This window comes from Corallococcus sp. NCSPR001 (assembly GCF_017309135.1).
Classification (GTDB): domain Bacteria; phylum Myxococcota; class Myxococcia; order Myxococcales; family Myxococcaceae; genus Corallococcus.
In genome coordinates this window covers 6,711,120-6,726,718 of sequence record NZ_JAFIMS010000002.1, presented here as the reverse complement: position 1 = coordinate 6,726,718, position 15,599 = coordinate 6,711,120, and the positions used below count along the sequence as shown (strand labels likewise).

Annotated in this window: 5 protein-coding genes; all 5 read right to left on the bottom strand. The window is 71.6% G+C overall.

Annotated features, from left to right (window positions below):
• Nucleotides 1-91: 91 nt before the first annotated feature.
• Nucleotides 92-541 carry a hypothetical protein gene (locus JYJ93_RS28965; protein WP_206797656.1) on the bottom strand — a complete coding sequence of 150 codons (450 nt, stop codon included), beginning with the start codon at nucleotides 539-541 and terminating at the stop codon, nucleotides 92-94.
• A 122-nt stretch (nucleotides 542-663) separates the two neighbouring features.
• Nucleotides 664-1,503, bottom strand: coding sequence for an alpha/beta fold hydrolase (locus tag JYJ93_RS28960; protein WP_206797654.1), 840 nt, complete (start codon nucleotides 1,501-1,503; stop codon nucleotides 664-666).
• Complete coding sequence (locus JYJ93_RS28955; RefSeq protein WP_206797652.1) at nucleotides 1,503-2,279, bottom strand: alpha/beta fold hydrolase; 777 nt, start codon at nucleotides 2,277-2,279, stop codon at nucleotides 1,503-1,505. The genes JYJ93_RS28960 and JYJ93_RS28955 overlap by 1 nt, the downstream gene beginning before the upstream one ends.
• Before the next feature lie 27 nt (nucleotides 2,280-2,306).
• Nucleotides 2,307-8,762 (bottom strand): non-ribosomal peptide synthetase, encoded by a 6,456-nt coding sequence (locus JYJ93_RS28950; protein WP_206797651.1) that lies wholly within the window; start codon nucleotides 8,760-8,762, stop codon nucleotides 2,307-2,309.
• Nucleotides 8,759-15,523 carry a polyketide synthase gene (locus JYJ93_RS28945; protein WP_206797643.1) on the bottom strand — a complete coding sequence of 2,255 codons (6,765 nt, stop codon included), beginning with the start codon at nucleotides 15,521-15,523 and terminating at the stop codon, nucleotides 8,759-8,761. Before JYJ93_RS28945 ends, JYJ93_RS28950 begins: the two co-directional genes overlap by 4 nt.
• Between the last annotated feature and the right edge of the window lie 76 nt (nucleotides 15,524-15,599).

Sequence of the window (15,599 nt, the reverse complement as noted above, 5' to 3'; positions counted from 1 at the left end):
GTCTGTCCCCCACAATGGGTATGGACGGGTTTCGCTTGCACGAAGCCCGTCCACGTCTGCCATTGCGATGTCTGTCGAAGCGGGGCGTGCGCTAGTTGCCCGCGCTGCCTTCCACCGGCGGGGTGCCCGTGGTGGGGCTGGCGGAGCTGCCCATCTTCTTGTTCTGGTCCCAGGCCGGCGGCGTCACTTCCATCTTCGCCCCCTTGTTGCCCGGAGTGCCCGAGTTCGGGGCGCCCGGCTCGGCGGCGGCCGAGTGGTCGCTGGTGCTGTTGCTCCCCTGCTCGGTGGAGCCGGAGCCGCCCACGCCTTCATCGACGCGGTCCGCGTCCACGGCGTTGTCATCGACCTCGTCCGCGGACTGGAGGTCCTCCGAGGCGGCGCCCGAGCCGCCCGTGGCCTTGTCCCAGCGCTGGGCGCTGTCCTGGGGCGCGTCCGTGGACGGCTCCTGCATGGGCGGAGTCTCATGGTCGGTGTGGCTCTGCGCGAACGCCTGACCGGAGAGGGCGAGAGTTGCCAGTGCTGCCATCAGGGGGAGCTTCATGGGTGGCTCTCCTTCGAAGAACGTGTGTGCTTCGAAGGTGGCGACCGTCGGGTGGGAAACAAGCGCTTGACGCACACCCGGCCTGGAGCCGTGTCCCCGCCTGCCGTGCGGGCAGGCGGCCGTCAGCCCGCCAGCGCGCGCGGAGGCACCGTACCCACGGCCCAGGCGGTGAGCTTGCGCATGAGCTCCGCGCGGTCCTCCGGCACGGAGAAGAGGTGGTCCGCGCGCGGGTAGAAGGCGTAGGTGACGCGGCCCTCCAGCTTCAGCGGCGAGAGCATCTCGTAGAACTGGCCCTCGTGGTTGAAGGACAGCCCCATGCCTCCGGAGAACACGAAGCACAGGCTGACGCCGCGCTCCAGCAGGCACTTGTAGTCCCGCACCAGCCGCGCGCGCTCCGGGTACTCGCGGGTGTAGACCTCGTCGGCCTCGCCGGCCTCGCGCAACTGGGCGGGCAGCTTGCGCTTGCGCAGGAAGCGCGTCCACCGGCGGGGGCTCAGGTAGCGCAGCTGGAAGCGCAGGTGGTAGCCCATCGTGCGGTACGTGTACCCGTCGATGAAGGCCGCGCCCACCACGCGCGGATCCTCCACCGTCACCGCGTGCGCGCTGTCCACGCCGGAGCACAGGCCCATCAGCACGAAGCGCTTCTGGCCCTTCTTCTGCTCCAGGTAGTCGAGCGCCGCGCGCGTCTCCTCGCGGGCGCGCTGGAACTCGTCGGCGCCGCCCTCCCGGCGCGGGCGGCTGTCGCCCAGGCCGGACAAGTCGAAGCGCAGCGTGCTGAACCCGCGCCCCGCCAGCTGGCGCGCCAGCTCCACCCACAGCCGGTACGGCCCCACGTGGTGGTTGAGGCCCACGTTGGACAGCACCACCGTGGGCGCCTCCGGCAGGACCTTCGCCGGATCCGGTTCCGTGAGGATGCCCACGAGGCTCTGCTCGGGGCCGAAGGTACAGATGCGCTCGCGCATCACGCGGCCTCCTTCAGGAGCGTGGTGATGGTCTGCAGGATGCGGTTGGACAGGAGCGCGGACTCCTGGCCGCCCGCGCCCTCCTCGGGCACCAGGTGGTGCTGGAAGGGCAGGCCCGTCTTCTCCAGGCGCTCCTGGAGCCGCTGGTATTGGGGCTTCTGGGCGCTGGCCACCAGGTGCGTGCGCGTGGAGGGCCACGCGGGCAGCGCGGCCAGGTCCAGCGCGAGGATGTCGTCGCGAAGGGCGCGCGGGAACGGGAAGCCGAGCAGCTCCTCGCGCACCTCCAGCGGGCTCTCGGGACGAGGATAGAGGGTGCGGGTGTCCCGCCGCGCCTGGAGCAGCTCCAGCTCCTGGAGCCAGGCCTCGCCCTCCACCAGGGGCTCCCAGAGCACGAGCGCGGCGGTGGACAGCCCCTCCACGGCGGCGCGCACCGCGAGCGCCGCGCCCAGCCGCAGGCCCACGAGCGCCACGCGCTGCACGCCCGTCAGGTCCTGCAATTCATTGACGGCGCCGCGGATGTCCTGGACCCACGTGGCCACGCGGCCCTCGTGGACCTCACCGGCCGAGTCGCCGGTGCCGTAGTAGTCGAAGCGGAAGACGTGGAAGCCCTCGCGCGCGAGCATCCCGGCCAGCTGCCGGAAGGCCCAGTGCGTCAACATGTACTCCTGCGCGGCGGGATAGCAGAGCACCACCCCGGTGGAGCGCTCGGCGCCCTGCGCGGGGTGGTGCATGCCAAAGAGCTGTCTTTCGGAGGTGCCGAAGAAGCAGGGCGTCACGGTCTGACCATTCTCCTCAAGGGCCGCTCAGTCCGAGCGCCCCGGCAGTTTCCCCTTCAGCTTATTGAACAAGCGTTGCGCCAGGGGAACAGAAGTCTCCGGGGCGGCAGTCTTTGTCTGCGTGACGGGCTGCGTCCTGACGGTGGGCGTGGGCGCCGCCGCCACGGGCGTCAGCTGCGAGGCCACCTGCTCCAGCGTGTTGAGCAGGAGCGTGCGCGGGTGCAGCTCCTGGTTCAGCTCCTTCTTGACGCGCATCACGACCTGGAACGACAGGAGCGAGTGCCCGCCGATGTTGAAGAAGTTGTCGTGCACGCCCACCTGCGCGATGCCGAGCACCTCCCGCCAGATGCGCGCCAGGTGCTGCTCCGTCGGCGTGCGCGGCGCGACGAAGGCGTCCTCGGCGGGGCGCGTGGTGCCCGCCGGAGGCGGCAGGGCCTTGCGGTCCACCTTGCCGTTCGGCGTGAGCGGCAGCGACTCCAGCTCCACGAAGTGCTGCGGCACCATGTACTGCGGCAGCTGAGAACGCAGGTGCTTGCGCAGCTCCGTGTCCGTGTAGGCCTGTCCCGGCTTCGTCACCAGGTACGCCACAAGACGGCGGTCACCGGGCCGGTCCTCGCGAACGAGGGCCACGGCCTGGGCGAGGGACGGATGCGAGGCCAGCGCCGCCTCGACTTCGCCCAGCTCGATGCGGAAGCCACGCAGCTTCACCTGCGAGTCATTGCGGCCCAGGTACTCCACGGTGCCGTCGGCCAGCCAGCGGGCCAAATCGCCCGTGCGGTACATGCGCTCGCCGGCACGGAAGGGGTTGGGCAGGAAGCGCTCCTGCGTCAGCTCCGGACGGTGGAGGTAGCCCAGCGTCACGCCGTCGCCGCCGATGTACAGCTCGCCCGCGACGCCCACCGGCACGGGGGCCAGGTGCGCATCCAGGAGGTAGAGCTGGGTGTTGGCGATGGGCCGGCCGATGCGGATGGAGGAGAGGGGAGGCTGCACGCGCCAGGTGGTGGACCAGACGGTGGTCTCCGTGGGGCCGTACATGTTCCACAGGCTGCCGACGCGGGCGAGCAGCGCCTCGGCCAGCTCACGCGGAAGCGCCTCGCCACCGACGAGGGCCTTGAAGCCGGGGAGCGGCTGCCAGCCGGCCTCCAGCAGGAGGCGCCAGGTGGAAGGCGTGGCCTGCATGACGGTGACGGCGTTGGACTCCAGCGCGGCCTTGAGCAGCGCCCCGTCGGAAGCCGTGTCACGCGAGGCGAGCACCACCTGGGCACCGGTGGTGAGCGGCAGCAGCAGCTCCAGCACGGCGATGTCGAAGGAGAGCGTGGTGACGGCCAGCAGCACGTCTTGAGCAGAGAGGCTGGGCGCCTCCTGCATGGTGCCCAGGAAGTTCACCACCGCGCGGTGCGGCACGCGCACGCCCTTGGGCTTGCCCGTCGAACCCGACGTGTAGATGACGTACGCCACGGCTTCGGGTGTGACGCTGGGCGCCTCGGGGGCCGTGTCCGCCTGCGACGTGGTGTCCTCGACGAAGAGCGACTTCGCCGTGGTGGAGGGCAGGGTGCTCTGGAGCGCGCGCTGGGTGAGCACGAGCGAGAGCTGCGCGTCCTCGACCATGAAGGCCAGCCGCTCGGGCGGGAAGCCGGGGTCGAGCGGGACGTAACCGGCGCCCGCTTCGAGGATGCCCAGGAGGCCCACCACCATGTCCGGACCTCGCTCGGTGAAGAGACCGACGAGGCTCCCGGCGGTGACGCCCTCCTGCTTCAGCGCGTTCGCCACCTGGTGGGCGCGCTGGATCAACTGCTGGTACGTGAGCGTCACGGCGCCGGAGCGCAGGGCCACCGCGTCGGGCGTGGCCTGGGCCTGCGCGGCGACGAGCGTGTGGACGAAGGCGCTCCGGTCGAACGGCTTCTCCGTGGCGTTCCAGTCCACCAGCACGCGCTGCTTCTCCGTTTCGGGAAGCAGCGGCATGCGCGACACCGGCACCTCCGCGTCGGACACCGCGGCGCGCAGCAGCGTGCGGATCTGCTCGAGCATGCGGACGACGGTGTCCCGCTCGAACAGGTCGGTGTTGTAGTCCATGCCGCCGACGATGCCGTTCGCCGTCTCCTTCACCCAGAAGCTCAGGTCCAGCGGCGTCGCGTGCGCGTGCACGTGCACCTGACCGTAGGTGAGGTCACCCAGGCTGGAGCCACGGTTGCGCACGTCCTGGAAGGTGAAGAACGTCTGGAACAGCGGCGTGCGGCTCAGGTCGCGCTGCACCCCCAGTTGCTGCATCAGCAACTCGATGGGCATGTCCTGGTGGCCGAAGGCCTCCATGCACGTGGTGCGCACGCGCTCCAGCATCTGCCGGAACGTCTGCTCCGGCGCCAGCTGCGTGCGCAGGACGAGCGTGTTGACGAAGAAGCCCAGCAGGTCCTCGACCTCCGGATGCGAGCGGCCCCGGATGGGCGTGCCCACGACCAGGTCCTCCTGGCCGCTGTAGCGGTGCAGCAGCGTCTTGAACGCCGTGAGCAGCACCATGTACAGCGTCGCGTTGGACTCGCGGCCCAGCTTCGTGAGGGCGTCCACCTCCGCGCCAGTGAGCACGAAGGGCTCCGTGCCGCCCTTGAGGCTCATCTGCGCGGGGCGCGGCTTGTCCGTGGGCAGCTCCAGCGCGGGCAGGTTCCCGGAGAGCTTGCCCTTCCAGTAGCGCGCCTGACGCTCTAGTTCCTCTCCCTGGAGCCAGGCGCGGTGCCACTCGGTGAAGTCCGCGTACTGGATGGGCAGGGTGGGGAGCTTGGGCTCCTGACCCTTGGTGAGCGCGGAGTAGATGATGTCCAGCTCGCGCAGGAACACGTCGAACGACCACCCATCCCAGATGAGGTGATGGGGCATGAAGAAGAGGACGTGCTCGTTGGCGCCCAGCCGGAACAGCGTCAGCCGGAACAGCGGCGCGGCGGTGATGGGGATGGACTCGTCCGCCAGCGCCTGGAGGCGGCGCAGCAGGTCCTCCTCGCGCGTGTTCGCGGGGACGGACTCCAGGTCCACCGGCTCCAGCTCCACCGTCAGGGACGGGGCCACGTGCTGCACCGGCGTGCCCTCGTCCCACCGCACGAAGGTGCGCAGGGACGACTGGCGCTCCAGCAGCTTGTTGAAGCTGAAGCGCAGCGCGCCCACGTCCAGCGCGCCGTGGAGGCGGAACGCGGAGGGCAGGTTGTAGACGGCCGTGCCCGGGTTGAGCTGCTCCAGGAACCACAGCCGCTGCTGCATGAGGGACAGCGGCGCGGGCGCGGTGCCGGCGCGGGCGGAGATGCGCTGCGCGGGGCTCGCGGCCCCGTCGTCGCCGCGCACCAGCCGGGCCAGCTTCTCCACGGTGGGCGCTTCGAACATGCGGCGCAGCGTGAGGCTGACGTCCAGGTCCCGGCTCGCGCGCGTGAGGGCCTGCGACGCCAGCAACGAGTGGCCGCCCAGACGGAAGAAGTCCGCCGTGACGCTCACCCGACGCAGCCCCAGCACGTCCGCGAAGATGGCCGCGAGCTTCTGCTCCGTCTCGTCGCGAGGCGCGACGAAGGCGTCCTCCTGCGACTCCACCTGCGGCGAGGGCAGGGCCTTGCGGTCCACCTTGCCGTTCGGCGTGAGCGGCAGCGCGGGCAGGGCCACGAAGTGCTGCGGCACCATGTACTCCGGCAGCCCCTGCTTGAGGTGCGCGCGCAGGGCTTCGTCCGCCGGAATCGTCTGGCCGGGCCGCGCGATGAGGTACGCCACAAGACGGCGGTCACCGGGCCGGTCCTCGCGCACGAGGGCCACGGCCTGGGCGAGGGACGGATGCGAGGCCAGCGCCGCCTCGACTTCGCCCAGCTCGATGCGGAAGCCACGCAGCTTCACCTGCGAGTCATTGCGGCCCAGGTACTCCACGGTGCCGTCGGCCAGCCAGCGGGCCAAATCGCCCGTGCGGTACATGCGCTCGCCGGCACGGAAGGGGTTGGGCAGGAAGCGCTCCTGCGTCAGCTCCGGACGGTGGAGGTAGCCCAGCGTCACGCCGTCGCCGCCGATGTACAGCTCGCCCGCGACGCCCACCGGCACGGGGGCCAGGTGCGCATCCAGGAGGTAGAGCTGGGTGTTGGCGATGGGGCGGCCGATGCGGATGGAGGAGAGGGGCGGCTGCACGCGCCAGGTGGTGGACCAGACGGTGGTCTCCGTGGGGCCGTACATGTTCCACAGGCTGCCGACGCGGGCGAGCAGCGCCTCGGCCAGCTCACGCGGAAGCGCCTCGCCACCAACAAGGGCCTTGAAGCCAGGGCGCGGCTGCCAGCCGGCCTCCAGCAACAGGCGCCAGGTGGAAGGCGTGGCCTGCATGACGGTGACGGCGTTGGACTCCAGCGCGGCCTTGAGCAGCGCCCCGTCGGAAGCCGTGTCACGCGAGGCGAGCACCACCTGGGCACCGGTGGTGAGGGGCAGCAGCAGCTCCAGCACGGCGATGTCGAAGGAGAGCGTGGTGACGGCCAGCAGGACGTCTTGAGCAGAGAGGCTGGGCGCTTCCTGCATGGTGCCCAGGAAGTTCACCACCGCGCGATGCGGGACACGCACACCCTTGGGCTTGCCCGTCGAACCCGACGTGTAGATGACGTACGCCACGGCTTCGGGCGAGATGTCCTGCGCAGGCAGCGCGGACTCAGGCTGCGAGGCCGTGTCCTCGATGAGCAGGGGCTTCACGCTCGTGGAGGGCAGGGACGCCACCAGGGACTGCTGCGTGAGGATGGTGGAGAGCTTCGCGTCCTCGACCATGAAGGCCAGACGCTCCGGCGGGAAGCCGGGGTCGAGCGGGACGTATCCCGCGCCGGCCTCCAGGATGCCCAGCAGGCCCACCACCATGTCCGCGCCGCGATTCGTGAAGAGGCCGACGAGGCTCCCCGCCGCGACGCCCTCCTGCTTCAGCGCGTTCGCCACCTGGTGGGCGCGCTGGATCAGCTGCTGGTACGTGAGCGTCACGTCCCCCGCGCGCAGGGCCACCGCGTCAGGCGTGGCCTGGGCTTGCGCGGCCACGAGCGTGTGGACGAAGGCGCTCCGGTCGAACGGCTTCTCCGTGGCGTTCCAGTCCACGAGGACGCGCTGCTTCTCCGCGGCGGGCAAGAGCGGCAGGCGCGACACGGGCGCTTCCACATCGGCGACCACGCCCCGCAGCAATTCTTCGTAACACGCCATCCAGCGGCGAACCGTGGAGCCGTCGAAGAGGTCGGTGTTGTACTGGCACTCCAGCACCACGCGGCCATGGGCCTCGGCCGCGTTGATGAAGAGGTCGAAGTTCTCGTAGTGGCGCGGGTTGCTCGCCAGGGTGCAGGTGAGGCCCTGGAACTCCAACTGCTCGCCCGTGACGGCCTGGTCCACGTTGAACAGCACGTTGACCAGCGGCAGCCGGCTGGGGTCGCGCGGCAGCGCCAACTGCTTGAGCAGCGTGCCGAACGTGTACTCCTGGTGCTCGTAGGCATCGAGCATCGTGGTGCGCAGCTGCTTGAGCACCTGCGTGAAGGGCGCCTCCGCGGAGACGTTGCTGCGCAGGGGCAGCGAGTTCACGCAGTGGCCCACCAGGTCCTTCAGCCCGGCCACGGACTGACCCGCGGCGGGGATGGCCACCACCACGTCCTCCAACCCCGTCAGCCGGTGCAGCAGCGCCTTGAAGCCCGCCAGCAGCGTGGTGAAGAAGCTGCCGCCGTGCTTCGCGCCCACGCGCTTGAGCTGCTCCACGAGCGCGGGCTCCAGGGCGTAGTCCTCACGCCGGGAGCTGTACGTCTTGGACGGCGGGCGGCGCCGGTCCAACGGCAGCTCCAGCACTGGCAGCGAGCCGGAGAACTGCTTCAGCCAGTAGCGCTCGTGCTCGGCGTACTCCGGCGTCGTGGCCAACTGGGCCTGCGCGCGGGCGTAGTCGCTGAACGTGGGCGCGGGCGGCAGCGTGTGCGGGGCGCGCCGCACGTGCGCCGAATAGAACGTCGCCAGGTCGCGCAGCATCACCGCCATGGACCAGCCGTCGCACACGATGTGGTGCGCGGTCAGCGTCAGCAGGTGCTCTTGCGCGGACAGCCGCGCCAGGCGCGGACGCAGGAGCGGCCCGGCCTCCAGGGGCAGCGGCGTCTCCACCTCCTGGGCCACGAGCTCCCGGACGCGGGCGTCGCGCTCGGAGGGCGGCAGCGCGTCCAGCGCGAGGACCTCCAGCGGGAAGGGCGTGGAGGCGGCCACGCACAGCGTGAGGCCATCCGCGCTGAACGTGGTGCGCAGCGCTTCGTGCCGCTCGCTCAGGTCCTGGAGCGCGGCGCGCAGGCACTCGACGTCGAGCGGGCCGTGCAGCCGCACGGACATGGACTCGTTGAAGGCGCACGACGCGTCCGGGCCCATCTGCACGCCGGTCCACACCTCGCGCTGGGGCTCGGTGGACGGCGCGGTGAGCAGCAGCGCGGGCCCGGCGAACGGGTCGAAGTCGTCGGGCAGGTCCTGAATCGGGGTCGCGGGGGTCTTCATCGGGTCTCGCTCAGCTTGACGAACTTGCCGGGCACCGTGGGGTGCGGGACGAACCAGGCGGGGTTGCCCTGCGGATCACGCCCCAGGCGGGCGCCGGGGACGGGCGGCTGGTTGGAATCAAAGGCGGAGGGGGCCTGCGGCTGGGGACGGGCCGTGCCGGGCAGGAAGCCCGCGTCCTGCAGCTCCGTGACGCTGTCCTGGAACGCGGTGATGAGGCGCTGCACGTCCGCGTCCGAGTGCGCCGTGGTGAAGAAGCACGGGAAGCCATCCCAGATGTGGATGCCCTTGTCGCGCAGCAGGCAGAACAACAGGTCCGCGTTGGCCACGTCCGACGTGACGAACGTCTTCCACAGCGACCCGAAGTGCTTGATGCGCAGCGGGGCGCCCACCTCGTCGAAGAACGCGTTGAGCGTGCTGGCGAGCGTGTCCGCCTTGGCGCTCACGCTCTTCTGGAGCTCCGGGCCCGCGGCCTTCATGTGCTCCAGCGCGGCCTTCGCGGCGACGAGCGCCAGCGGGTGGCGCACGAAGGTGCCCGCGAAGTACGTCACGCCCACCGTGGGCACGGAGTCGTCGCCGAACTGCCAGTGGCCGCCGTCCAGCGCGTCCATGAACGGGCGCTTGCCCGCGATGACGCCAATGGGCATGCCGCCGCCCACGACCTTGCCGTAGGTGGCCACGTCCGCCTGCACGCCGAAGAGGGCCTGGGCGCCGCCCGGGTGCATGCGGAAGCCGGTGATGACCTCGTCGAAGATGTAGACGGAGCCGGACTTCTGGGTGAGGTCGCGCAGCTGGTGCAGGAACTCGCGCGGCTGGAAGTCCGGGCGGCGGCTCTGCACGGGCTCCACCATGATGGCGGCCAGCGAGTCCGCGCGGGCGCGCAGGATTTCGAGCGACTCCGGCGTGCCGTAGTCCAGCACCAGCACGTCCTGCACCGCGCCCGCCATGATGCCCGGGGCGGCCGGCACGGTGCGCAGGCTCTTGGTGCCGCGCACCAGCACCTCGTCGAAGATGCCGTGGTAGCTGCCGCTGAAGATGGCGATGGTGCTGCGGCCGGTGACGGTGCGGGCGATGCGCATCGCGCCCATCACCGCCTCGGAGCCGGTGTTGCAGAGCGCCGCGCGGTCCGCGCCGGTGAACTCACAGACGAGCTTCGCGACCTCTCCGGCCAGCGGGTGCATGGGCCCCAGTTCGTAGCCGTCGTTCACCTGCTGGTGCACGGCCTGGGTGATGAAGTCCGGCGCGTGGCCGAACATCACGGAGCCGAAGCCGTTGAGCGCGTCCAGGTACTCGTTGCCGTCCACGTCCCAGAGCTTGGAGCCCTTGGAGCGGTTCACGGTCAGCGGGTAGATGAGCTCCTTGAGCAGCGGGCGGAAGCCCGTGACGACGCGCGGATCCGACAGCTGGCCGCGGTTCTCCTGGGCGTAGCGCTTGGAGCCCTGCGTCTTCGTGTTGTAGCGGCGGGTGAAGTCCTCCAGGAAGGTCTGCTGGCGGGGCGTGAGCGCGTCCTTCGGCGCCAGGCTGATGCGCGCGATGGCGCCGAAGGCCTTCTTCACGTCGTACTTCACCGGGCCCTTGAGGTCGGCCTCATCCGGCGCGGCGGCCGGAGCGGGCGCGGCGGCCTGCGGCTGCGCGGGGGGAACCTGCTCGGCCTGGGCCTGCACGGGCTGCGGCTGCGCGGCGGGAGCCGGAGCGAACGCCTGCGGGGCCACGGCCTGCGCGGGCTGACCGGACAGAAGCGCGAGCTGCTGCGTCATCAGCCACAGTTGCTGCGCGACGACCGCCTGGAGGCTCCCGGCGGGCGCGGCCATCGCCTGGGCCTGGAACGCGGCACCGGCGGAGGCAACCTGCGCGGGGACGCCACCCGCAACGCCAACAGCCTGAGCCGGGAACGCGGCGCCCGCGGACGGGGCGACCTGCGGCTGCCCGAGGACGTTCGCGGTGAGCTGCGCGGCGGCGACCGGGGCGGGCGCGGCCTCCGCCGGCATGCGGCCGTCGAGGAACGCGGCGAGCTGTCCCAGCGACGGGACCTCTTCCAACAGCTGCCGGAACGTCACCTTCACGCCGAACTGCTTCTGCACCGCGAGCGCCGCCTGCGTGAGCACCAGCGAGTCGAGCCCCAGCTCCAGGAAGCTCGCGCCCGGATCCGCGTCGGCCAGCTCCAGGCCGCTCAGCTCCTCGAAGAGGTTGCGCAGGGTGGGGACGAGACGCTCGGCACGGGGAACGGGGGCGGGACTCACAGTGACTCCGGTGGAGGAAGTGGGGGCGGGCACGGACGCCCGCTCGAGGTCGATCCAGTGGCGCTGCCGCTGGAAGGGATACGTGGGGAGGGTGACGCGCTGGCGCTGCTCGTCGGCGTGGAAGGCCCGCCAGTCCAGGGCCACGCCCCGGCGCCAGAGCTGGCCCGCGGCGGTCAAGAGGGCCGTCCAGTCCGCGGCATCCCCGGTGGACTCGCCCAGGGACGCGAACACCCGCGAGCGCTGGTCGGCCGTGGCCTGCTGCCGCGCCAGCGTGGCGAGCGTCACGCGCGGGCCCACCTCCAACAGCAGGGCATCGCCCTGGTCCCAGAGCGTGCGCAGCGCGGGGGAGAAGCGGACCGTGTCGCGCAGGTGCCGCGCCCAGTACTCGGGGGACGTCGCCTCGGAGGCCTTCAACCACGTGCCCGTCGCGGTGGAGACGATGGGGATGCGCGGCTCGGACAGGCGCACGCCCTTCAGCGTCTCCAGGAAGGGCGCCACCGCGGCGTCCATCATCGGCGAGTGGAACGCGTGCGACGTCTGGAGCATCCGGCACGCGGTGCCCTCCGCCTCCAGCGCGGCCTGCAGCCGCTGCACGGCCTCCGTGGGCCCGGACACCACGCACAGGCGCGGTCCGTTGTCCGAAGCGATGGCCAGCCCGTCCGTCAGCCGGGGCGCGACGGCCTCCGCGGACAGGCGCACCGACAGCATGCTGCCCGGCGCCTGCGCCTGCATCAGCTGGCCGCGCTTCGCCACCAGGTGCAGCGCGTCCTCCAGCGTGAAGACGCCCGCGAGGCACGCGGCGACGAACTCGCCCACGCTGTGGCCCACGAGCGCGCCCGGCCGCACGCCCCAGCTCCACCAGAGCTGCGCGAGCGCGTACTCCACCGTGAACAGCGCCGCCTGCGCGAACGACGTCTGGCGCAGCGCCTCCGCGGCCTCGGGAGACTCCGGGTCCTTGGGGAAGAGCACCTCGCGCAGGTCGCGCCCAAGCAGCGGCTTGAGCACCTCCGCGCACGCATCCACCGTGGCGCGGAAGGCCGGCGCGTGGCGGTACAGCCCGTGCGCCATGTCCGGGTGCTGCGAGCCCTGTCCCGGGAAGAGGAACGCGACCGGCGGCGTGGACTCCAGCCCGGAGGCCTCCGGCTCGGCGGCCGTCAGCGCCCGCACCGCTTCTTCATGCGTGCCCGCCACCACGGCGCGGCGGAACGGGAACGCCTTGCGGCCCGTGGCCAGCGTGTGCGCCACGTCCGCGAGCGAATCCTCCGGGTGCGCCTGGAGGTGCGCGGCCAGCCGCAGCGCCGCCTGCGTCACGGCCGCGGGCGTCTTCGCCGACAGCATGAGGAGCTGTCGCGGCTTCGACGGGCCGGAGGCCGGACGCTCCGGGGCCTCCTCCACCACGACGTGCGCGTTGGTGCCGCCCACGCCGAACGAGCTCACCCCCGCGCGCAGGGGGCCCGTGCCCTCCGGCCACGCGGAGCGCTTCGCCTGCACGAAGAAGGGGCTGCGCGGGAAGTCGATCTTCGGGTTGGGCGTCTGGAAGTGCAGCGTCGGCGGCAGCTCGCGGTGCTTCAGCGAGAGCACCGTCTTCAACAGGCCCGCCACGCCCGCCGCGGCGGTGAGGTGGCCGAAGTTGCTCTTCACCGACCCGATGGCGCAGAAGCCCGTGTCGGACGTGTGCGCGCGGAAGGCCTGCGACAGCGCCTCGACTTCGATGGGGTCTCCCAGCGGCGTCGCCGTCCCGTGCGCCTCCACGTAGCGGATGGTGCGAGGGTCGATGCCCGCGTTCGCGTGCGCCGTCGCGATGGCGGTGGCCTGTCCCTCCACGCCCGGCGCCGCGAAGCTCACCTTGGCCGCGCCGTCGTTGTTGAGGCCCACGCCGCGTAGCACCGCGTGGATGACGTCGCCGTCCGCCTGCGCGTCCGACAGGCGCTTGAGCACCACCGCGCCCAGGCCGTCGCTGAACAGGGTGCCGGTGGCCCGCGCGTCGAAGGGGCGGCAGTGCCCGTCCTGGGAGAGCATGCCGCCCTCCTGGTACAGGTGGCCGGACTTCTGCGGCACCGTCACGGACGCGCCGCCCGCGAGCGCCACGTCGCACTGATGCGTCTGGAGCGCCCAGAAAGCTTGCGCCACCGCGACCAGCGACGTGGAGCACGCGGTGTTGAGCGACAGCGCGGGGCCGCGCAGGTCCAGCTTGTGCGCGACGCGGGTCGCCACGTAGTCCTTCTCGTTGGCCACCATCGCCTGGAAGGCGCCCACCCGGCCCACGATGTCCTGCCGGGGCTGCACGTGCAGTGGCCCGTAGCTGTTGTTGTGCGTGCCCGCGAAGACGCCGATGAGGCCGGGGTAGGCTTCCGGCACGCAGCCGGCGGACTCCAGCGCCTCCCACGCCGTCTCCAGGAACAGGCGCTGCTGCGGATCCATCACCTGCGCTTCCTTCGGCATGATGCCGAAGAAGGCCGCGTCGAACAGCTCCACGCCGTCCAGGACGCCGCGCGCCCGCACGTACTCGGGGGCGTCGCGCTCGGCGGCGGGCACGGACGGGTCCACCTCCTCGCGCGTGAAGGTGGCGACGGACTCCACGCCGCCCACCAGGTTCTTCCAGAACGTCTCGAGGTCGGGCGCGCCCGGGAAGCGGCCCGCCATGCCGATGATGGCCACCGGCTCCGCGCCGCCCCCCGCCTGCCGCTGCTTCGCCTGCCGCGACTCCACCTGCTGTCGCAGCGACGGCCGCGACGCGTCCCCCGTCAGCACCGCCGCCAGCTGCGCCACCGTGGGGGACTGGAACAGCTGGACGATGGGGATCTCCAGCCCGTGCGCCTGCCGCAGCCGCGCCACGCACTGGAGCGCGAGCAGCGAGTTGCCACCCAGCTCGAAGAAGCTGTCGTGCACGCCCACCCGGTCGATGCGCAGCAGCTGCGCCCACGCGTCCGCGAGCGTGCGCTCCAGCGGCGAGCGAGGCGCGACGAACACCTGCTGCAACTCCGGCCGCGTGGGCAGCGGAGCGGGCAGGCCGCGGCGATCAATCTTGCCGCTGGGCGTGCGCGGCAGCGCGTCCATCACCACGAACGCGGAGGGCACCATGTAGTCCGGCACCCGCGTGGACAGGTGGCGCCGCAGCGCTCCGGCCGCGTGCTCCAGCGTGCCGTCCGGGACGACGTAGGCGACCAGCCGCTTGTCGCCGGGCACGTCCTCGCGCGCCACCACCGCCACCTGCTTCACCGCCGGGTGGCTGCCCAGCGCGACCTCAATCTCGCCCAGCTCGATGCGGTAGCCGCGCACCTTCACCTGGCCGTCGATGCGGCCCAGGAACTCCACGTCGCCGTCGGGCAGCACGCGCGCCAGGTCGCCCGTCTTGTACGCGCGCTCGCCGGTGCCGGGCTTGAGCGGGTGCGGCACGAAGCGCTCCGCCGTCAGCGCCTCGCGGTGCAGGTAGCCCTTCGCCAGGCACAGGCCCGCGAGGAACAGCTCGCCGGACTCGCCCTGCGGCACGGGCTTCTTCTGCTCGTCCAGCACCAGCAGCTCGCAGCCGTCCACCGCCTTGCCGATGGGCGGCAGCGCGGGCCACGTGTCGGGCGAGCCCCGGAGCACGTAGCTGGAGACGACGTGCGTCTCCGACGGGCCGTAGTGGTTATGCAGCGCGCAGCCCGGCAGCGCGGAGAAGAACGCGCGCAGGTGGTGCGTCACCTGGAGCTGCTCGCCCGCGGTGACGACCTCGCGCAGGGCGGGCGGCACCTTCTGGTGCGAGGTGGCGATCTCCGCCAGGTTCTGCAGCGCGATGAAGGGCAGGAACAGCCGCTCCACGCGCTCGTCCGCCAGCAACTGCAACAGCAGCACGGCGTCCAGCCGCAGCGCGTCCCGCACCAGCACCAGCGTTCCGCCGGAGCACCAGGTGCCGAACAGCTCCTGGAACGACACGTCGAAGGACAGCGGGGAGAACTGCAGCGTGCGCGTGCCCGGCCCCGCGATGGACTGCTCCAGCTGCCACGCGATGAGGTTGGCGAGCGGCCGGTGTCCCATGGCCACGCCCTTGGGCGTGCCCGTGGAGCCGGACGTGTAGATGGCGTAGGCCAGCCCCTCCAGGCTGGAGGCGTCCACCGGCGAGGCGGGAGCCTCCGGAGCGAAGAGGGCAGGGGACTCATCCAGGCACAGCACCGGGCCCGCGAAGGCAGGCAGGCCAGCGCGGAGCTTCGCCTGGGTGAGCAGCACCGGCGCCTTCGCGTCCTCCAACATGAAAGCCAGACGTGGCGCGGGATAGGCCGGGTCCAATGGCAGATATGCGCCGCCAGCCTTGAGCACGGCCAGCACCGCCACCACCATCTCCACCGAACGCTCCAGGCACACGCCCACGAGCACCTCCGTGGTGACGCCCAGGCCGCGCAGATGGTGGGCGAGCTGGTTGGAGCGGCGGTCCAGCGCCGCGTACGTCAGCCCCGCTCCCTCGAACCGGACCGCTTCGGCGTCGGGCGTCCGGGACGCCTGCGCGGTGAAACGCGCCACCACTGTCTGCATGAGCGCTGCGTCCACGGACTTATCCCCCCGGGCCATCCGACCGTCAGGTTCCGAGCGTTTGATATTGATGAGGATGAGAAAGACGGGCCAA